We start from the raw sequence: 20,283 nt of genomic DNA, 5'->3' as shown, positions 1-20,283 counted from the left end.
AAGGCTGGAGGTCAGGATGCGACGACTTGGCTGCATCTCAAATGACGTATAAGGTAGTATTTCAGGACATTCAGGATATCATCATGCATCGCATTGGCTATCTGCTCACCGATGGCTTCCAGGTGCTCTCCCTGGCCACCCAGACGGTCTTCGAGTTCGCCAACCTGGCCGTCGGTAAACCGGTCTACAGCATCGAGCACTTCTCGCCAGCTGGTGGCCTGGTGCGATCCTCGCTGGGCCTGACCATGGAGACCCGTCCTCTGCAAGCGCCACGGCTGGCCGATACCTGGATGGTGGTCGGGGTCAACGACCCGCTGGAGAGCGAGCCAACCCCCGAAGTTCTCGACTTCGTGCGCAAGGCCGGCAGCCAGGCGCGCCGTGCGGTCGGTATCTGCACCGGCGCTTTCATCCTCGCCGAAGCAGGACTGCTCGCCGGGCGGCGAGCGACGACCCATTGGGCCTATGCCCAGGCCCTGCAGAAACGTCATCCGCAAATCATGGTCGAGGAAGACCGTATCTACATCGTCGATGGCCCTTTTTGGACATCGGCAGGCATGACCGCCGGCCTCGACCTGGCCGTCGGCATGGTGGAGAAGGACCTGGGCGCAGAAGTCGCGCGCTCGGTGGCGCACAAGCTGGTAATGCACCAGCACCGCTCCGGCGGCCAATCCCAGCATTCGGAAATGCTCGACCTTGCCCCCAAGTCCGACCGCATCCAGAGCGTCTTGAACTATGCACGCCAGCATCTGAGGCAACCACTGGGCGTCGAGGAGCTGGCCGACGTCGCCCACCTCAGCCCCCGCCAGTTCACCCGCGTGTTCACCGCCGAGACAGGGCAATCCCCGGCCAAGGCGATCGAGGCACTGCGCCTGGAAGCCGCGAGGCTGATGATCGAGCAAAGCCGCCACTCGCTCGATGTGGTGGCCCGGGAAACGGGTTTCCGCGATCGCCGGCACATGCGCGAAGTCTTCATGCGCGGGTTCGGGGTGCCCCCACAGGCCGTGCGCCGCGATGCCCGCCGGGTAATGCCGGCATAGCCAGCAGCGACCGACAGCAAGGCGCGCTGATTGCCGACGCAATCCCGTCCGGAAGGAACTCACGGACACTGGTGTATCCGCAACGAAGGCTTGCGACTGGCGCTCCGGTTTATCCGCGTTGCCCAGCTAACGCCTCGCAGTCCGCCATTGGTGCCTTCCCCGGCGCGACCGAAAGTGCTATTGATGCCGCCTCATTATCAATCCATCGCCGGCCCCATGAGCATCAACTTCGATCTGGACGATCTTCAGGCATTCCGCGCCATTGTTGAAAAGGGCAGCTTCCGCAAGGCCGCCGAGACGGTAAAGATCTCCCAGCCGGCGCTGAGCCGTCGTATCGAGAAGCTGGAATCGGCCTTGAATGTTCGGCTGTTCGACAGGACGACCCGCAAGGTCAGCCTGACGGCGGTGGGTCGGGCATTCGTGCCGGAAGTCGAGCGGGTGCTCGATCAACTGGACAATGCGTTGATGAGCATTGCGGATGTCGCCTCCAGTCGGATGGAGCGCGTCACCATCGCCTGCGTGCCGTCGGCCGCCTACTACTTCATGCCTAACGTCATCAGTGAGTTCCACCGGCTGTATCCGCGTATCAAGATCATGGTGGTGGACGCCAGCGCGCATGAGGTCAACCTCGCCGTCGCGAGCGGGGAAGCCGATTTCGGCGTTACCTTCAGCGGCAATCTCAGCCCGGAAATCACCTTCGAACTGCTGCTCGAAGAACGATACGTAATGGCCTGCCGACGTGATCACCCCCTGGCGGATCGTCCGTCGGTGACCTGGTCCGAGCTCTACGAGCACGACTACATCGCGCTGGACAAGAGCTCCGGCAACCGCCTCATCCTGAGCCAGGCCTTGAAACGTGTGGTCCCGCCCCGCCACAGCATTTGCGAAACGAGACATGTCACCACCGCCATAGGGCTGGTGGAAGCCGGCGTGGGCGTGGCCGCCGTACCATCGATCGCGATGCCACGGACCAGCCACCCCATCCTCAAGGCCGTTCCGCTGGAGGAACCTGCGGTGGTGCGGAACGTGGGGTTGATCAAGCACAGCGGACGCACGCTGACGCCCGCTGCGCTCGAGCTGGAGCGGCTGGTCAAAAGCACGCCGGTGAAATCACCGGGGGACTGAGTCCAGGCCCGAGGCCTGCACGACGGGCTGCGCGGCAGGCGAGGCGAGATACGACAGCAACTCCCTGGCCTTCTCCGGGTGTTTCGCATTGCGTGGGATACCGGCGGAGTAGCGGGTCACCGATTGCAGGCTTTCCGGAATCTTGCCGACGAAGGATACCCCGGCAATGGGCAGCAACTCGGCGACCTGCTGGAAACCGACCTCGTACTGGCCCGAGGCGACGACCGAGGCAACCGGAATCCGTTCGATCATCTTCGCCTTCGGTTCCACCTGCTGCTCCACCCCGAGCTTCCTGAACAGTTTGTTCTGGATGTAGACACCGCTGGCACTGTCCGAATAAGCGATGGAGCCGGCGTCCAGCAGGCTGTTCCTGAACGCCTCCTCGCTATCGATCCGCGGCTTGGCAGCACCCTTTCGGACCACCATGCCAATACGAGAGTCCGCCAGCTCGACTTTGGAAGCCGGATCCACTACGCCCTGCTTGATGAGCTCATCCAGGGCGTAGCCGACCATGATCACCACATCGGCATTCTCCCCTCTCGCCAGTCGATTGGGGATCGCTTCGCGGGCCTTGCCCATGGACGGGCCGAGGATGGTCTGGATCGTGTCGCCGCTGTTTTGCGCATACTTAGGGCTCAGCCGTTGAAATGCCGCGGTGAAACCACCCGACGTCATGACGTTCAGTTCTTCGGCCTGTGCAGCGCTGTTGAGCGCGCAAAGGCCAAGCGCCAGGGCGGCTAGATGTTGGGTCAGTGCTTTCATTGAGCAAGCTCTCGATCAGGCAGGAAGGGAGTACGCGAGGAGCTTGCGCGGTAAAGCACCAGCGTCGAGCACAGCGCACAGACGGCGGCGAAGGTCATCCAGTAGCCGGGGGCGCCCTTGTCGCCGTTCAAATGAATGAGCCAGGTAGAAATTGCGGGGGTGAAGCCGCCAAACACGGCGGTTGCCAGGCTGTAAGCCAGGGAGAAGCCCGCCACCCGGACTTGCACCGGCATGATTTCGGTGAGAGCGGGAATCATCGCCCCGTTGTAGAGGCCGTAGATGAACGACAGCCAGAGCAGGATCTGCAGCATGTGCGCGAAGCTCGGTGCCTGGGCCAGGAAGGACAGCGCCGGATAGGCCGTGAAAATGGCCAGCACGGTCATCCCGACGAGTATCGGCTTGCGCCCGAATCTATCGCTCAGATGCCCGCCGATGGGCAGCCAGATGAAGTTCGAGATCCCGACTAGCAGAGTCACCAGCAAGGCATCGGTCGTGCTCAGGTTCAGCACCGTCTTGCCGAAGGTGGGGGCGTATACCGTGATCAGATAGAACGCCGTGGTCGTCATCGCCACCATCAGCAGGCCGGCCAGGACCACACGCCAGTTCTCGCCCAGCGTGGCGAATACCTGTTTCATGGTGGGGCGCTCGGAGCGACGGGCAAACTCCTCGGTTTCCTCCAGGCTGCGACGAAGCACGAAGATGAACGGCACGATCAGGCAGCCAATGGCAAAGGGAATTCTCCAGCCCCAATCCGCGATCATTGCCGGTGACATCAGTTGATTGAGCCCGTACCCCAGGGCGGCCGCCACGACGATCGCCACCTGCTGACTCGCGGATTGCCAACTGGTGTAGAACCCCTTACGCCCGGCCGTCGCCATTTCCGCCAGGTAGACCGAAACCCCACCCAGCTCGGCGCCGGCCGAAAAGCCCTGGAGCAAGCGCCCCACCAGCACCAGCAAGGGGGCCCACAGACCGATGCTGGAATAGCCCGGTACCAGGACGATCAGCAGGGTGCCACTGGCCATGATCGACAAGGTGAGGATCAACCCCTTCCGGCGGCCGACATCATCGATGTAGGCCCCAAGAATCACCGCTCCCAATGGACGCATCAGAAAGCCTGCGCCAAACACGGCGAAGGTCATCATGAGCGAAGCGAACTCGCTGGATGCGGGAAAGAAGACGGCGGCTATCTGCGTGGCGTAAAAGCCGAAGAGGAAGAAATCGAACTGTTCGAGAAAGTTGCCCGAAGTGACGCGAAACACGGCACCCGCCTTAGAGCGGGCGGACGACGGGCCCTGGGTGGTGGAGGCATGCATAGGGAGTTCTCCAGCGATCTTATTTAGGCTTGTTGGCGCTTTTGGTCGCTGGATTCTGCTTGACACACTTTGAAACGATAAGTGCTATGTTTGCATTCATTGATGCATGAAATCTATCAATAAAGCCTTTCACCCTTCACCGACACCCCTGTGCTGATGCCTCGCGGGGGGCTTGAATCAGAGACTATTTTTGGTAAATTTTCCCTGCCGTGTGGTTTGGAGAGCAGCAACTTCACGGCAAAAGGCCGTATCGATGGGTACGGCCTTTCTTGCTTCCGAGTGGATCTGAAGTCTCTCTGCGGAGGTCATCATGAACACTTTCCCCCTCCCCTCGCTCGTTTGCCGTCTCAACCAGAACATCAATGCCACAAGCGCCGCCATTCGGGAACTCGCCACCTGGGCGGAGGCAAGCGACTCGTCGGACACCGCCGAAGCCGTCCGACGTCATCTGAAGGTTCTGGAGGCCAACACCACGCCTATCAGCGAAGCCTTGGCGGCACTGATCGCCTGGCAAGCCGAACGATAAGGATCGGCGCCTGCAGCAGCGGCTGCGCGCCGAGTGGCCGCTGACCATCCGCTCGCCCGTCAGAACACCGACCAGCCAATCCGAGAACTCAACAGTTCCAGCGCCGCCATCCCGGCAAGGGAATTGCCCGCTGCATTCAACTCCGGCGACCACACGCACACGGTGAATTGCCCCGGCACGATGGCCACGATCCCGCCGCCCACGCCGCTCTTGCCCGGCAGCCCCACGCGGTAGGCAAAATTCCCAGCCTCGTCATACAGCCCGCTGGTGGCCATGATCGAGTTCACCTGCTGAGTCTGGCGCCGGGTCAGAATCTGCTCGCCACTGTGCTTGCAGAACCCATCGTTGGCCAGGAAACAGAAGGCTCGTGCCAGATCCAGGCAATTCATGCGCAACGCGCAGTAGCTGAAATAGCTGCGCAGCACAGTCTCCACCTCGTTATGGAAATTGCCGAATGACTGCATCAGGTAAGCCATGGCCGCATTGCGCGCGCGGAACTGATACTCCGAATCGGCCACACGTGCATCCATCGCTATCTGGGGATTGCCCGACAGGCGCCGCACGAAATCGCGCATCGACTGAATGGGTGCGGCGAAGCGCGATTGGTTGATATCGCAGATAACCAACGCACCGGCATTGATGAAGGGATTACGCGGGCGCCCGCGCTCGAACTCCAACTGAACCAGCGAGTTGAACGGCTGGCCCGAAGGCTCGTGACCAAGCCGTTCCCAGATAGCCTCTCCGGAGTGACCAATCGCCTGAACCAGGCTGAAAACCTTGGAAATGCTCTGCACCGAAAACGGCACCAAGGCGTCGCCCGCACAGTGATAGCTGCCATCGTTGCCATAGACCGCTATCCCCAGCTGACTCGCCGGCACGTCGGCCAGTGCGGGAATGTAGTCGGCTACGTTGCCCTTGCCGATCAAGGGACGCACGGCTTCGAGAATGTCGTTCAACAGAGTTTGCATGGAAGTCCCCGTTATCAGACCCCAGACGACTGCACGGGGCAGCACTCTTGACGTAGATCGAGCAGGAGAGATCACACTCACGGGATCAGAGTGGCGGCGATCGGGATTCATGGCGGCACCCGATAGGTGTGCGGGAGCGGCTGCTACCAACGCACGCTACAGGCGAGCGAGAGGTCCTAGCGCCCCTCAGTGGCTGCCGAGCATCTCGCTGGCCAGTTCTGCCAGCGCACGCAGGCGATCCAGGCGCCGCATGTCCTGGTGGTAGCCCATCCAGATATCACGCGGGGGCGGCTCTTCGCTGAGTTCAATACGGGTCAGCGCCGGCAACTGGTCGCCCAGCGGGCGCGGCAGTACCGCCACCCCCAAGCCTCGAGCGCACATCTGCGCCTGCACGGTGCGGCTGCTGCTGGTGAACACCGTGGGCGCGGCGGGCAGCATGCGCTGGACCCACAGCACGTCGGGGTAATAGGCCTGCGCGGTGTTCATCAGGATCAACTTGCAGTCCGCGCCATCCGGACCGGGCTCGAAGGGCACGGCGGCGCTGGCGTACAGGCCGTAGGGCATGCTCATCAGCCGGCGCTGCACGATGTCCGGCTGGTCAAACGGCACGATACGAAAGGCGATGTCCGCTTCGCGGCGGGTGAGGTCCGATAGACGCTGCCCGGCAATCACCTCGGGTACCACCGCAGGGTGGCGGCGCACCAGTTCGCCAAGCACCGGCGCCAGCACGTACCCGGCAAACCAGTCGGCTGAGGATATGCGCAGGATGCCCTCGGGCTGTTCACTGCCATCGATGCGCCGAGCAATGGCCAGGGCGCTGCTTTCCATATCCTCTGCCAGGCTCAGGATGCCCTCGCCCATCGCGGTCGGTACCAGACCTTCGCTGGTGCGCCGGAAAAAAGCCTGGCCGCAGGCTTGCTCCAGCGCCTGCAAACGCCTGCCCACGGTGGGGTGACTGACGCCCAGATGCTTGGCAGCGGCGCCCAGGGAGCGGGCACGGGCTATCGCCAGGAAAAAACGCAAGTCGTCCCATTCCACCCCGTCACCCCTTACGAAAATGAACGCGCAATGTGCAGCGATGGCAGTCCCGCCAACGCATCCAGCCTTTCAAACTGCGGCCACATCCAGCCTGGCAGCGTCGCCAGGCCGATCCCACTCCGCTCGCTAGTGTACGTAGCGATGCGCGGGCCCGGCCAGAAGCTGCCGGCCAAATCGTTTCCTGGAGGCGTTGCCATGACCCTTTCCACTCCAGCCACCGCCACGGCATCTCGGCGCTGGCTGGCCTTTGCGGTACTGCTGGCCGGCGCGTTCCTGCCACCACTGGATTTCTTCATCGTCAATGTGGCCCTGCCGTCCATTGCTCAGGGGCTGAGGGCGACGCCGGCGCAGATCGAATGGGTGATCTCGGCCTATGCGGCAACCTATGCAGTTTTTCTCATTACCGGTGGACGCCTGGGCGACCTGTTTGGCCGGCGTCGGGTGTTTCTGGCGGGCATGGCAGGCTTTGGATTGGCATCGCTGATCTGTGGACTGGCGGCCTCGCCGCCGATGCTGATCGTGGGTCGAGTCTTGCAAGGGTTGAGCGCCGCCGCCATGGCTCCCCAGGGCCTGGCGTCCATCCATGCCCTGTTTCCCGAGCAGGAGCGCTCGCGGGCGTTGGCGGTGTATGGAGCGGCGCTTGGATTAGCCGCCGTGGTCGCACAAATCCTGGGCGGCGTGCTGATCGCGGCCGACGTGCTCGGGCTGCAGTGGCGGATCATCTTTCTGATCAATCTTCCCATCGTGGCCGCCGTTTTCTTCGTCGGCATGCCTTTTCTGCCGGACACCCGCAGCGCCACACCGGCGTCTCTGGATCGCCTCGGCGCGCTGCTCTGCGCCCTGACGCTGGGCCTGCTGATGGTACCGCTGGTGCAGGGTCCGGAGTTGGACTGGCCGTGGTGGATGTGCCTGATGTTGCTGGGCGCGCCCGTGGTTGCCATGGTCTTCTGGCGCCATGAAGCGGCCCTCCTAAGGCGCGGCGGCACTCCGCTGCTCAGCCCCCAACTGGCGCGATCGCCGCGCTTGCTGGCAGGCCTGGTCAGCGCGCTGTTTTTCTACGTCGTATCAGCGTTCTTTCTGACCTTCTCGGTGTACCTGCAAGGCGCGCTCGGCACCACACCGGCGGTCACCGGCCTGATGTTCACACCCTTCGGCGTCGGCTTTCTGGTCGGCCCGCTGACCACCCCCATTGCCATCCGCTGCTTCGGCCGCTGGGTACCGGCCCTGGGAATGCTGCTGGAGATGCTGGGCTGCGTGGTCCTGAGCGCAGCGGTAGGTACCGCTGCCGCGGGTGAACGTCCGGCGCTGGTGCCGCTGATCGTGGGCGTCGGGCTGCTGGGATTTGGCCAGGGCTGGGCATTGCCCACCCTGATCCGAAGCGTGATCGACCGCGCCCCGGCCGCTGGCTCCGGGATGGTTTCCGGCCTGGTCAACTCGGCCTTGCAAATCAGTGCCTCCCTCGGTGTGGCGGTGCTCGGCGGCCTGTTCTATGCCGTCGCCGCGCCGGCCCTCAGCCCGGCCTCGGTAGCCCGAGGCTTTATCGCCGCGCTGCTGGGCATCGCCCTGAGCCTGAGCTTGTCCGCGCTACTGGTGCTTTACGCTTCGGCGCCGCGGACGGGCAGTGGCAAATCCCTGTAAGCAATCCAGGACGCCGGTAAGCATCGACCTTCCGTCGAGGACTGGCCTGCCGCCCCTGTCTGTCACCGGCCTCGTTCATGGCATCGGCCGAGCCATTGTGCTCGGCACCGACTGACTAGTCAGGGGTGGTTTCCGCTGCCGATCCCGCTAGAAAATCGATCAACACACGGCACGCCGTCGATAACTGGCGATGGGGGGGATAGATGAGGGAAAAAGGTCGCCGGGCGCCCTCGAGGTCCTCCAGCAGGCGAACCAGGCGCCCTTGGCGCAAGCGTTCGGCAACGATGAATTCGTAGGTCTGGCAGATCCCCACGCCGTGCTCGGCCAGCGAGATGCAGCCCAGCACATCGTCCGCCACCACCGGGTTGCCCTGTGGAACGAACCTCAGCTCTTCCTCGCCCTGGCGGAATTGCCAGATGCCCGGCCGCCCATTGCTGGGCATGACGAACGGCAGACAGTTATGCATGGTGAGATCGGCGACGGATTTCGGCGTGCCGACGCGGGCCAGATAGGCCGGTGCCGCCACCAGGCAAAGCCGTGCCTCCTCCATCTGGCGCGCCACCAGGCTGCTGTCGGGCAAAGTTCCGAGGCGAATCGCCAGGTCATAACCTTCGGCCACCAGATCGACATTGCGGTTGGCGATGCCGAGCTCCACCTGCACCTTCGGATAGCGCAGGGCAAAGGCCGCCAGCATGGCGGGCAGACGGTAGTGCCCGTAGGTGGTCGGCGCACTCAAGCGCACTCGGCCCTGCACCTCCCCTCGCCCGCTCAGTGCCCGCTCCGCACTGACGATCTGCTCGAAGGCGGCACGCGCCTGCTGGACATATTCACGCCCGCTGTCGGTGAGGCTCAGCCGGCGCGTGGTACGGCGCAGCAACTGCACGCCCAGGCGTGCCTCCAGCCGGGAGATGGCCCGGCTGATCACCGAGGGCGTGGTAGCCAAGGCAACCGCCGCCGCGCTGATCGAGCCACGCTCCACCACTTCGAGCAGGGCCTCGACATCCCCCAGGTGATCGAACCGTCGTGCCATTTTGTCCTCCAGAGCAAAAATGCTTTCCTAGAGATCCAATTTATCGCCGATGCAAGCATCAATAAAGTTCCACCAACGCGCGCCATCCGGCTCGCGCCCACAGGGGAACCCGCGATGAAAACTTACCAACGACTCGCCCTCGCCGCCGCCATCGGTGGCGCCAGCCTGGGCGCCCACGCAGCAAACGTACTGGTGGTGCTGTCCGACGAGAACCATCTGGATCTGCGCGACGGCAAGGTCTTCGATACCGGCTTTTACCTAAACGAGTTGCTGGAACCGACCAAGGCACTGCTCGACGCCGGCCATCGTGTGACCTTCGCGACACCCCATGGGCGCGCCCCGACACTGGACCGCAGTTCAGCAGCCATCCAGTACTTCGGCGGCGACCCGAAGCGCCTGGAGCAATACCAGACGCTGCTGGAGAAACTGCAGCTCACCTCGCCGACCCACTCGCCGGTGATCAGCCTGGCGCGCGTGGAGCAGATCGGTTACAGGCAGTTCGACGCAGTCTATGTACCCGGCGGCCATGCGCCGATGCAGGACCTGCTCGCCGCCCCGGCACTGGGGCGCCTGCTGCGTGCGTTCCACGCCGACGGCAAGACCACCGCCCTGGCTTGCCACGGCCCCATCGCCCTGCTCTCGACACTGGACCAACCGCAGAAACTGATCCATGCGCTGGAGTCCGGAGACAAGACTGCAGCCCCCACAGGCTGGATCTACGCCGGCTATCGCATGACGGTCATCAGCAACCAGGAAGAAGAACAAGCCAAGGCGCTGCTGGGAGGTGGGCAAATGAAGTTCTACCCCCAGACTGCCCTGGAGCGAGCCGGCGGACAGTACCAGAGCAACCAGTCACCTTGGACGCCCAACGTGATAATCGATCGCGAGCTGATCACCGGGCAGAACCCGGCATCGGCGGCGCAGGTCGGCCAGGCCCTGCTGCAACGTCTGCAGAAGCATTGATTACGAGGAGCATGTCATGCCGCAACGTACCTTCCTGATCACCGGTGCCAGCAAGGGCATTGGCCGGGCTATCTCCGAGCAACTGGCGGCCGAGGGTCACCAGGTCGTCGGCATAGCCCGCCAGGCTGGCGACGCCAGCTTCCCCGGCGAACTGGTCGCCACGGACCTGACAGACGCTGGCCGCTTCCCGACCCTGCTGACGGAGCTGATGAAACATCACGCCTTCGACGGCCTGGTGAACAATGTCGGCCTGGTTCGCCCCCAGGCACTGGGCGAAGTGGACCTGGCAAGTTTCGACGAAGTCATGCAGGTGAATCTGCACCCAGCGCTGCAAGCCACCCAGGCACTGCTACCGGGCATGCGCAAGCGCGGTTGGGGACGGATAGTGAACATCGCCAGCCTCACTGTCCTCGGCACTCGCCAGCGCACCTCCTACGCCGCCGCCAAGGCTGCCCTGGTCAGTTTCACCCGCAGCTGGGCATTGGAACTGGCTCAGACGGGGATCACAGTCAACGCAGTCGCGCCGGGACCGATCGAAACCGAGCTGTTCCGTCGTGGAAATCCGCCAGGCAGCGCGGGCGAAGCCGCCTACATCGCGGCAGTGCCAATGGGCCGGCTCGGGCAACCGCAGGACGTCGCGCCGGCGGTGGCCTTCCTGCTCAATGAGCGCAGCGACTTCATCACCGGGCAGACGCTCTACGTTGACGGAGGGGCCTCGATCGGCAGGAGCCCGTTCTAGAGCCCGCCTTAACGAGGTTGCCTCAAGCAGGCGATGCTAGCGGCCAGAGGTGGACGCTACCAAGGCTCGACCTTGAGGTCTGGAGCCATCCATGACAACAAGGACGAAACACTCCGCGTTGCGTCGTTGCTACCCACCGCCGAACGACTCAACGCGATTGCGCCCACCTTTCTTGGCCTGATACAGGCATCGATCCGCCCGCTTGAGTGTTGCCTCCGCCAACTCGCCTTCACTGTCACGACTAGCCACACCGATGGAAACCGTGATGAGGCCGATTTGCGGAATCTCGCGAGCCGCGAGGGCGACTCGAATACGCTCTGCGATAGCTAGGGCGGTCGCCAACGATGTGTCCGGTAAGATCAGGGTGAACTCCTCCCCGCCAGCCCGGCATGCCATATCTCCTGCACGGGTATATTCCTGGAGTACTGCAGCTACCTGTTGCAGCGCCACATCTCCCACATCATGGCCGTAGGTGTCATTGACTCGCTTGAAATGGTCGATATCCAGCGCAAGAACCGAGTACTCCTGGCCCGTTTGTTCCAGCAACTGGAGAAGTGCGTCCATGGCACGACGATTCGCGAGGCCTGTAAGGGAGTCACTTTGTGCCTCATGTCTGAGCCGTCCGAGTTTCTGCTGCAGCAACTGCACGCCGGCCAGCATGGCCTGTCGGATCGCCGAGGCATCGGGATACCAGGCATTTACCGCCTTCAGCCGCTCCGTGGTCTGCGGCGCTGATAATTGCTCGGCGATCGATGCGAGCTCATGAAGCGGGCGGGCAATCAGCGCGGTGCCGTACCAGACCAGAATTAGCCCAACCAGTCCAGCCGGAACCATCTCCAGGATCATGTCGCGCATCAGCCGTCCGAGCGGCGCCAGTGCTATCTCACGGGGCTGCTGAGCGACTACTGCCCAGTTGGCGCTTTCCACATGGGCGTACCCGGCGAGCATCGGGATGCCCAGGTAGTTGGGTACTTCCATGGCTCCGCTTTCGCCTCGCAACGCAGCGTCAACTGTCTTGCTCCAGTCGAGTTTTTCGCCGATGCGATTCTGCTCTGGGTGGAATAACAGACGACGGTTTCCATCGGCGACGAAAGCAAATGTTCCCTCATGATGGAAATGGCTGCTGATCACGGTATGCAGTGCGCTCTGCTTGCGCAGATAGACGGATCCGCCAACGGTTCCGAGGAAGTGTCCCGAGGCATCGAAGATCGGCTGCGAGATGAACACCACCAGGTTACCAGCCACGGAAACATAGGCTGGGCTGATTTGCGGGCGACGCGTCTGCAACGCTTGCTGGATACTTTCCGAGCGCAGAGTTGTGCCAATGATCTGCAATGCATCCGGATAGGCCTGCAACACCTTGCCATTAGAATCGACGATGGCGATGGAGTTGAAGTCGATGTCCTGCGTCTGCATTCGCACCGCCTCCTCTCGCAAGCTTGAGGCGTCGCCCCAATGCTTGCCCAGTTCGCTAGCGCTGAAGCGCAGGTGACTCTGTGTCGAACGCAGGAACTCACTGAGACTCGACGCGACTTTAGATGCATAAGCGCTGTTGGACGCCAGTGCGTGCTCGATCAGCGCGTCGCGCTGGACTCTATAAGCCATGGTCAGGCTGTTGGCCAGCGTGGCCAACACGGACAGTAGGACGAGCCCGAGAATCAGCCAACGTATATCCAGTGGCCAGGCGGTTTGCTGCTTCATCCGAATCACCCTGCTCCAACGCATCGGCAAGACAGCCCGACGTCGCCATACGCATCACACACGTGCCGGACCGGTACGGCCCCGAAGCCAGGAGGACACCTGCTCAGTAGTGCCTCCGCCGCGCGATAGGATGCTATCGATGCGGGCATTCTCTTCGCATGTCACAAAGCAAGGGATATGAAAAGCAGTCAGGTTTCGTAGGAAAGGGATTACACGAAGATCGGTGTGGCGACACCGGCGCAAAATCCCCGTCTATCGGCCCGAGGCAAGCGTGGGCATGTCCGCTATCGGTCGGCAGCTGCCTCTCGAAGAGAGCCGGAGCCGGGAGCGAACCCGCCCCTATAGCTCGCGCAGAAATGAATGATCCACTTGTTTCATCCAAATCCATTACAGTTCCCATCCAAGGCAAAGCCACCTGGACACTGAATGGACAAGCAACAGATCGAAAAGCTGATCGAAACGGAGTTCGACTCTCTGCCTCGAGTGCTGCAGCAAGCAGCAAAATTCGTCATCAGCAACCCCACGGAAGTGGCTCTCGACTCTATGCGGGGTGTGGCACGCAAAGCCGGCGTACAACCTGCTGCGATGTTGCGGCTGGCACGACACCTACGATTCGACAACTACGAAGTCTTTCGCGAGCATTTCCGCAGCTGGCTGGCTGATCGTGATTCGCCACTGACTGATCGAGCCAAGGCGCTTCGCCAAGGGCCGCACGGTGACGCCAATGCAGAGCTGGTGAGCCTGTGGCTCGACGCGGAGTCGCACAACCTCGTCCAGACCCTGGGAGCCGAACGACACCCGTCCATTGCCGAAGCGCTTCTTCTCCTTCAGCAGGCCGGGCGCATCTATGTAATGGGCCTGCGCAGCCTTTTCTCAGCCGCCTTCTACTTCAACTACACCTGCAGCATGTTCATGGATAACGTCACCATGGTGACGAGTATCGGCGGCACCTTTGCCGATGAGCTTCGACGCATAGGAGAGCAGGACGTACTCCTGGTGTTCAGTTATCACCCCTATACCCAGGACTCGCTGAAGGCGATCGCCTTCGCTACGGGGCGTGGTGCAAAGATCATCACCGTCACAGACAGCCCTCTGGCACCCACAGCTCCGGCGGCGAGCTGTGTTCTGCTAGCTCCCAACACCACCCCTTCCCTGCTTCCGTCCGTGTTACCGGCCCTGGCGGTTTCGCAGACTCTGGCCGCGCTGCTGATCGCCAACAGTGCCGACACGAGCATGCAGGAGATCGCTAACAGCGAGGCCCAGCTCCGTCATTTCAATGTCTACGTGAAAGAGCGCTGAGGCCTCTCGGCGCGCCCCAAAAAGTACTCCGCCGACCGTTTGTAACATTCGTTTCAAAACTCAGTTGACGCTCTGCCGAACGGGCCTTATGCTCGCCTCGAAATGAAACATATGTTTCATTGAAAATAACAAATGAAACACTTGATCCGCCAACAATAACTCCAACGAGGCCCCGGAAATGAGTGAGTCCACCCCCTCTGTAGCCCATAAGGGCGAGGCCAAGCTGAGTCGCGCGCTCAAGCAACGCCACGTAACCATGATCTCGCTTGGCGGGATCATCGGCGCAGGCCTGTTCGTAGGCAGCAGCGCCGTCATCACCACCATTGGCCCAGCCGCTGTACTCAGCTACGCGCTGGCCGGCCTGGTCGTCCTGCTGGTCATGCGCATGCTCGGCGAGATGGCTATTGCGATTCCCGGTATCGGTGCATTCACCGAATACAACCGCGTCGGCCTGGGCGACTGGGCAGGCTTCACCTCCGGCTGGCTGTACTGGTACTTCTGGGTGATCGTGGTTGCCGTAGAAGTAGTCGTAGGCGCCGGCATGCTCCATCGCTGGATACCCATGCCCGAATGGATCATCGGCATAGTGCTGCTAAGCACCATGACCGTAGTGAACCTGCTTTCGGTGCGTTCCTATGGTGAGTTCGAATACTGGTTCGCCTCGCTCAAGGTCGCCGCGATCATCGTCTTCATCGTCGTCGCTGCCTCCTACGCGCTGGGCATCACTTCCCCTGCCCCAACCTTCGGCAACATCGTCGACCACGGTGGCTTCATGCCCTTCGGGTTCCAGGCGGTGATCGCCGGCGTGCCCATGGTGATCTTCGCCATCTGCGGCGCCGAGATCGCCACGATCGCAGCAGCAGAGTCGGACGAGCCGGCCCGAGGTGTGGCCAGCATGACTCGCTCGGTCATCGTGCGCGTACTGACCTTCTATGTCGGTTCGATCCTGCTGATTGTCTGTGTCGTGCCTTGGGACACCTTGAAAGCGGGCCACTCCCCATTCGTGGCGGCCATGGATCTGATGAACATTCCGTACGCAGGCGACATGATGAATGCCGTGGTGCTGATTGCTGTCCTCAGCTGCCTGAACTCGGGGCTGTATGTCGCCTCCCGCGTGCTGTTCAGTCTCGGGCAGCGAGGTGAAGCTCCCGCAGGCATGATCAAACTGTCGGCGAATCGCGTACCGCAACGCGCCATTCTGTTCAGTAGCGTTATCGGCTTCGTGGCAGTGCTCAGCTCCATTGTCTCCTCCGAGGGAGTGTTCCTCTGGCTGGTTAACGCCTCTGGCGCGATCATGCTGTTCATCTACCTGCTCATCGCCGCTGCACAACTGCGTATCCGCTCGCGCTTCGAGCGGGAAGCCCCCCAGGCGCTCAGCTTGCGTATGTGGCTGTTCCCCTGGCTTACCTACGCCGTGATCGCAGCAATCTCCGCAATGCTCATTGCGATGGCGCTACGTCCTGAATTCCAGACCCAGTTCGTCGCCTCCGTCGTTCTGCTTGCCGTCGTGCTGGCCATCTACAAGCTGCGCAAGACCGCGAGCTACGGCTCGGCAGCGCACCTTGACCAGATCCTTCGCGCCCATCGCGCCAACTGACGTCACCGTCATTCTGCGAGCCGCCGGGCGGCGGCTCGCTCACGCTGGAGATACGCATGAACTACCCCGATGACGCCCCCGCCTCTCAACAGATCTATGCGCGTGCCCGTCATGTGCTTCCCGGGGGTAACACCCGTACGACGGTCTACATGAAACCGTTCCCGCTCTATGCAGTTCGTGGTGAAGGTTGCAGGGTCTGGGATGCCGATGGCGCCGAGCGGATCGATTGCATCAACAACTTCACTGCGATGATCCATGGCTACTGCCACCCGAAAGTGGACGAGGCTGTACGCGAGCAACTTGCTCTGGGCACCTGCTTCGGCATGCCCACAGAGAGTGAGATCGAGCTGGCCGAAATCCTCTGTGAGCGCCTCGCTGGCGTAGACCAGGTACGCTTCACCAACTCCGGTACCGAAGCCGTGATGATGGCGCTCAAGGCCGCACGAGCCTTCACCGGCAGAGAGAAGATCGCCAAGGTCGAAGGTGCCTATCACGGCTCTTACGACTACGCCGAGGTGAGCCTGGATTCCGCACCCGCGAATTGGGGCGACTCGGCACCGACCTCAACGCCCTATGCCAAAGGCACTCCCACCGGCGTGCTCGATGACGTGGTGGTGCTACCGTTCAACAATATCGAACTCACCGAGCGTCTTCTCCGCGAGCAAGCCGGCCAACTGGCCGCCGTGCTCGTTGACCCGATGCCCAACCGTGCGGGCCTCGTACCGGCTACTGCCGAGTACATGGCATGCCTGGCTCGCGTAGCTAAGGAAACGGGCACTCTGCTGATCTTCGACGAGGTGATCAGCCTGCGTCTGGGCTACCACGGCGCCCAGGGTATCTGGGGCGTGAAACCCGACCTCACCACTATGGGCAAGATCATCGGTGGCGGTTACCCCATCGGGGCCGTGGGTGGTCGTGAAGAAGTAATGGCCGTGTTCGATCCCTCCTCGGGCAAGCCGGCGCTCCCACACGGCGGCACCTTTTCCGCCAACCCCATCAGCATGCGAGCGGGCATCGCCAGCCTGCGTCTGCTCGACAAGCCTGCCTTCGAGCGCCTTGAAGCTATCGGCAATCGAGTTCGCCAGGGTATCGATGCCGCTTTCGAGCGCCTGGGCATTCCAGGACGCACCACCGGTCGCGGTTCATTGTTGAAGGTTCACTTCACTAACAACGCGGTGGTGGATTACCGCAGCGCCTACCAAAACGCAGATACCGCCAAGCTGCTGGCCACCTTCAATCTTGGCTTGCTCAACCGAGGCGTCCTGGCAGCCAGCTATGGTCTGATGGCCCTCTCGACCAGCATGTCGGACGCTGACATCGATCAGGTGATTGCAGCGGCCGAAGGTGCCTTGCACGACGTCGCACAGAGCCTGGAAACGGCCCAAGCAGTTTGAGAGGTACTTCCAAGATGAATCAACCCATCAACAGCAGCCCGTACTGGTGGGAGGCAGCGCCACTCGCCAGGGACGCTGGAGAGCAGTTGCCGAATTACAGCGACGTGGTGATCGTGGGCGCCGGCATCACGGCCATGTGCGCAGCCATCCCTCTCCTCCGAGCAGGACGCAGCGTGACCATCGTCGACGCCGGAGAGATCGGCAGCGGTGCCAGTACTCGTAATGCCGGATACGTATCGCGCTCCTTCAAGCACAGCTTCGGCGACCTTGAACGCAAGCACGGCCAGGACTATGCCATCCAGTTGCACCGGGAGCTGCAGCAGTCCGTGGACTCCGTACGTCACATGGTGCAGAGCGAATCGATCGACTGTGATCTGCAGATGATCGGACGCTTCATGCCAGCCCCAACTGCAGCAGCCTATGAGGCCCTGGCGAATGACCTGGATACCCAGCGTCGGCACCTGGGCTTCGAGTTCGAGATGATTCCCCGTGAGCGAGTCCGTGACGAGCTCGCCACGGACATCTACCAAGGTGGAGCCCTGCTCCCCGACCTGGGTGGACTGCACCCGGGCAAATACCATGCGGGGCTTCTGGCCAGTGCACTGAAATCAGGCGCGACGGTGATCCCCAATACCCACGTCAGCAACCTTCAACCGCAAGGCGATGGGCAGGTACGAGTGGAGACATCGCGTGGCGAAGTCATGGCCAGGGATGTGGTCTTGGCCACCAATGGCTACACAGACAATCTGCTCCCCTGGCTGCGTCGTCGCATCATTCCATTCGACGCATACATGATCTCCACCGAGGCCCTGTCCCCGCGGTTGGTGAAGCGAATCATCCCCAATGGTCGGGTATGTATCGACACCAACCACAACCCGTTCTTCGTGCGCCAATCACCGGATGGCACCCGCCTGCTGTTCGGCGCCCTCACGGGCGAGCAGCCCGATACCCCTGAGCAGAAGGGCGAGCGCTTGCGCGCGTTGCTGTGCCGCCTGCTACCCGACCTGGGCCAGGTAGCCATCGAGCATTCCTGGACTGGCCGCTGCAGCGGAACCTTTGACCTGTACCCGCACCTCGGCACTCATCAGGGCATCCACTACTCGCTGGGCTACTGCTTCGTAGGCGTACCGATGGGCACCTACCTGGGCGGCAAGATCGCCGCCGGCATTCTCGGTCGCGCGGACGCATTCACGGTCTTCCGTGATCGCAGCTTCCCCAGACTTCCCCTCTACAGCGAGAAGCCGTGGTTCCTGCCGGCAGTGTTCGGCTACTACCGCTTCCTCGATCGACGCACACCTGCTGGCGCTCTTGCGTGAGCCCTCTTTTGACCAACGGAGTATTCCAATGACAACCCAATTCCCGCGTGTCACTTACGCCACTCAGGGCGAAGACCTCTCAGCACTGCATGATTTTCTGGACAAGGAAATCCCGGCGTTTCGCGCCAAGTGGCTGGGCCGTCACTGGCCCAATCTGATCGATGGCCAAGCAAGCGAACAAGGCACCAAGTACTCGGCCTTCAGCCCGATTGACAACGAGACACTGCTGGGTACCTTTGTGTCCGCCGACACCATTGCCGTTGACCGCGCTGTCCAGGCCGCTCGCAAGCAGTTCAAGACCTGGGGCCATACATCCTGGCAGGAGCGAGTAAAAGCCCTCCAAGGCTGGGTAGAAGTGCTGCGTCGTCGCAAATACGACATCGCCATCGCCTGCCTGCTGGAGATCGGTAAGTCGCGTATCGAAGCACTGGGCGAAGCCGATGAAGTCCTCGACATGGTCGAGTATTACTGTGGCGAGTACGAGCGTAACAACGGCTACCTGCAGCCCCTGCGCCGCGAATTCCCCACCGAGGAAACCAGCACCCGCCTGCGCCCGATCGGTGTGTTCGGGGTCATCGCGCCGTTCAACTTCCCGTTGGTGCTGTCTGTGAACCTGGTCACCGGCGCCCTGCTAGGCGGCAACACCGTGGTGTTCAAGCCCTCGCCCAACTGCGGTATCACCGCCAACCTGCTGGTCGACACTCTGCGTGAAGCGGGCCTGGGGCATCTGATCCATCTGCTCGCCGGCCACGACGAATGCGGCAAGGCACTGGTCGCCCATCCCGACATCGATGGCATTGCCTTCACCGGCTCCTACGCCACCGGCATGGCGATTCATCGTGAGCTGGCCAAAGCGCCCTACTCCAAGCCGCTGATCGCCGAAATGGGTGGCAAGAATCCCGCCTACGTCTGTGCCAGCGCCAACCTGCAGCACGCGGCCCGAGGCGTCGCACGCTCGGCGTTCGGCCTGCAGGGCCAGAAATGCAGCGCCTGCTCGGTGGTCTACGTCGACAGCAAGGTGAAGGATGAATTCGTCCAGGCGCTGATCGCTGAAGCTGGTCAGGTTTCCATCGGTGATCCGCAGACCCGCGACGCCTGGATGGGCCCGCTCTATGATTCGGCAGCCATCGAGCGCTTCCTCGACGCCGTTCAAACTGCGCGACGCGACGGCGCCGTGCTGTACGGCGGTACCCGTGTCGAGAACGCACCTTACGCCCAAGGCCATTACGTGCTTCCGGCAGTAGTTGAGTTGCCTAAAGACCACCCATTGGTTCGTGTCGAGCTCTTCGCCCCGTTCGTAGCGATCCGTTCGGTGGATGGCCTAGAAGCGGCGCTAGTTGAAGGCAATGCGGTTAACTATGGTCTCGCGGCTGGCGTTTACACCACCGACGAAGCTGAGCTGCAGTACTTCCTAGAACATGCAGAAGCCGGCGCCCTCTACGCCAACCGTCCCAGCGGTGCGACCACGGGCGCCTGGCCTGGCGTACAGAGCTTTTGTGGCTGGAAGGGGTCGGGCATGAGCCACAAAGGCGGCTTGGGCCCGAACTACTTGCCGCAGTACATGCGCGAGCAGAGCCACACGATTCTTCGCTAAGCCCTCCCTTCGCACCCAGGATCGCCCCGGTATATGCCGGGGCGTTTTCATTTCTGGACTGTTTTAGACTTTCGAGCACTGCGCACCACTGCGGCATCGGTATCCGTAGCTGATTCGATACTGCCTCTGACCAACGGCAGCAATCGGCCCAGACTGTGTAAAAACGCTGGCATCGACCTTGCTGTGATTTGATGGATTCAAATCAGCGGGGGGATGCCGATGAAGCGTTTTATCCAAGGA

Annotated in this window: 17 protein-coding genes; 11 read left to right on the top strand and 6 right to left on the bottom strand. The window is 62.1% G+C overall.

Features of this window, described 5'->3' with window-relative positions:
- Window positions 1-83: 83 nt before the first annotated feature.
- Together A9513_RS24430 and A9513_RS24425 are read left to right on the top strand one after the other, a co-directional pair.
- Window positions 84-1,037, top strand: a complete 954-nt coding sequence (locus A9513_RS24430; RefSeq protein ID WP_065327809.1) for a GlxA family transcriptional regulator — start codon at window positions 84-86, stop codon at window positions 1,035-1,037.
- Between the two features lie 216 nt (window positions 1,038-1,253).
- Window positions 1,254-2,162, top strand: coding sequence for a LysR family transcriptional regulator (locus tag A9513_RS24425; protein ID WP_024763463.1), 909 nt, complete (start codon window positions 1,254-1,256; stop codon window positions 2,160-2,162).
- On the opposite strand, the gene A9513_RS24420 is transcribed toward A9513_RS24425, so the two are convergent.
- Both A9513_RS24420 and A9513_RS24415 read right to left on the bottom strand, forming a co-directional pair.
- Window positions 2,148-2,924 (bottom strand): substrate-binding domain-containing protein, encoded by a 777-nt coding sequence (locus A9513_RS24420; RefSeq protein WP_038803528.1) that lies wholly within the window; start codon window positions 2,922-2,924, stop codon window positions 2,148-2,150. The genes A9513_RS24425 and A9513_RS24420 overlap by 15 nt on opposite strands.
- The gene (locus A9513_RS24415; protein ID WP_065327808.1) at window positions 2,921-4,240 is read right to left on the bottom strand and encodes an MFS transporter; all 1,320 of its coding nucleotides are present in this window, start codon (window positions 4,238-4,240) and stop codon (window positions 2,921-2,923) included. The genes A9513_RS24420 and A9513_RS24415 overlap by 4 nt, the downstream gene beginning before the upstream one ends.
- A 310-nt stretch (window positions 4,241-4,550) precedes the next feature.
- Between A9513_RS24415 and A9513_RS24410 the strand changes: the two genes are divergently transcribed.
- On the top strand, window positions 4,551-4,766 hold the full coding sequence (locus tag A9513_RS24410; protein WP_065327807.1) for a hypothetical protein: 216 nt from the start codon (window positions 4,551-4,553) through the stop codon (window positions 4,764-4,766).
- Between the two features lie 59 nt (window positions 4,767-4,825).
- Here the strand turns inward: A9513_RS24410 and glsB are convergent, their stop codons facing one another.
- Together glsB and A9513_RS24400 are read right to left on the bottom strand one after the other, a co-directional pair.
- Window positions 4,826-5,734: a glutaminase B gene (gene glsB, locus A9513_RS24405; protein WP_024763466.1), complete on the bottom strand. Its 909-nt coding sequence runs from the start codon at window positions 5,732-5,734 to the stop codon at window positions 4,826-4,828.
- Window positions 5,735-5,920: 186 nt separating this feature from the next.
- Entirely contained in the window at window positions 5,921-6,757 is an 837-nt protein-coding gene (locus tag A9513_RS24400) for a LysR family transcriptional regulator (protein WP_205345866.1), read from the bottom strand.
- A 210-nt stretch (window positions 6,758-6,967) separates the two neighbouring features.
- Between A9513_RS24400 and A9513_RS24395 the strand changes: the two genes are divergently transcribed.
- Window positions 6,968-8,410: an MFS transporter gene (locus A9513_RS24395; protein WP_065327806.1), complete on the top strand. Its 1,443-nt coding sequence runs from the start codon at window positions 6,968-6,970 to the stop codon at window positions 8,408-8,410.
- Window positions 8,411-8,525: 115 nt separating this feature from the next.
- On the opposite strand, the gene A9513_RS24390 is transcribed toward A9513_RS24395, so the two are convergent.
- On the bottom strand, window positions 8,526-9,440 hold the full coding sequence (locus A9513_RS24390; RefSeq protein ID WP_065327805.1) for a LysR family transcriptional regulator: 915 nt from the start codon (window positions 9,438-9,440) through the stop codon (window positions 8,526-8,528).
- A 114-nt stretch (window positions 9,441-9,554) separates the two neighbouring features.
- On the opposite strand from A9513_RS24390, the gene A9513_RS24385 reads away from it, so the two are divergent.
- Both A9513_RS24385 and A9513_RS24380 read left to right on the top strand, forming a co-directional pair.
- A complete protein-coding gene (locus A9513_RS24385) occupies window positions 9,555-10,403 on the top strand; it encodes a type 1 glutamine amidotransferase domain-containing protein (RefSeq protein WP_065327804.1) in 849 nt (282 codons plus the stop codon).
- A gap of 16 nt (window positions 10,404-10,419) precedes the next feature.
- Entirely contained in the window at window positions 10,420-11,142 is a 723-nt protein-coding gene (locus A9513_RS24380) for an SDR family oxidoreductase (protein WP_065327803.1), read from the top strand.
- Window positions 11,143-11,271: 129 nt separating this feature from the next.
- Here A9513_RS24380 and A9513_RS24375 read toward each other — a convergent pair whose 3' ends face one another.
- Window positions 11,272-12,843, bottom strand: coding sequence for a sensor domain-containing diguanylate cyclase (locus A9513_RS24375; RefSeq protein WP_024763471.1), 1,572 nt, complete (start codon window positions 12,841-12,843; stop codon window positions 11,272-11,274).
- A 426-nt stretch (window positions 12,844-13,269) separates the two neighbouring features.
- On the opposite strand from A9513_RS24375, the gene A9513_RS24370 reads away from it, so the two are divergent.
- The 5 genes from A9513_RS24370 to A9513_RS24350 all read left to right on the top strand — a co-directional run bounded on the left by A9513_RS24370 (window position 13,270) and on the right by A9513_RS24350 (window position 20,043).
- Complete coding sequence (locus A9513_RS24370; RefSeq protein ID WP_065327802.1) at window positions 13,270-14,142, top strand: MurR/RpiR family transcriptional regulator; 873 nt, start codon at window positions 13,270-13,272, stop codon at window positions 14,140-14,142.
- Window positions 14,143-14,320: 178 nt separating this feature from the next.
- Window positions 14,321-15,739, top strand: coding sequence for an amino acid permease (locus A9513_RS24365; RefSeq protein WP_065327801.1), 1,419 nt, complete (start codon window positions 14,321-14,323; stop codon window positions 15,737-15,739).
- Between the two features lie 56 nt (window positions 15,740-15,795).
- Window positions 15,796-17,133 carry an aspartate aminotransferase family protein gene (locus A9513_RS24360; protein WP_065327800.1) on the top strand — a complete coding sequence of 446 codons (1,338 nt, stop codon included), beginning with the start codon at window positions 15,796-15,798 and terminating at the stop codon, window positions 17,131-17,133.
- Between the two features lie 14 nt (window positions 17,134-17,147).
- The gene (locus A9513_RS24355) at window positions 17,148-18,449 is read left to right on the top strand and encodes an FAD-binding oxidoreductase (RefSeq protein WP_083196202.1); all 1,302 of its coding nucleotides are present in this window, start codon (window positions 17,148-17,150) and stop codon (window positions 18,447-18,449) included.
- Between the two features lie 28 nt (window positions 18,450-18,477).
- Window positions 18,478-20,043, top strand: coding sequence for an aldehyde dehydrogenase family protein (locus A9513_RS24350; RefSeq protein ID WP_065327798.1), 1,566 nt, complete (start codon window positions 18,478-18,480; stop codon window positions 20,041-20,043).
- Window positions 20,044-20,283: the final 240 nt, after the last annotated feature.

Origin of the sequence: Pseudomonas sp. AU12215, assembly GCF_001675465.2 — a bacterium.
Lineage (GTDB): Bacteria > Pseudomonadota > Gammaproteobacteria > Pseudomonadales > Pseudomonadaceae > Pseudomonas > Pseudomonas nitroreducens.
Note: the sequence above shows the minus strand (reverse complement) of the source record. Positions and strands in the feature narration are given on the sequence as shown.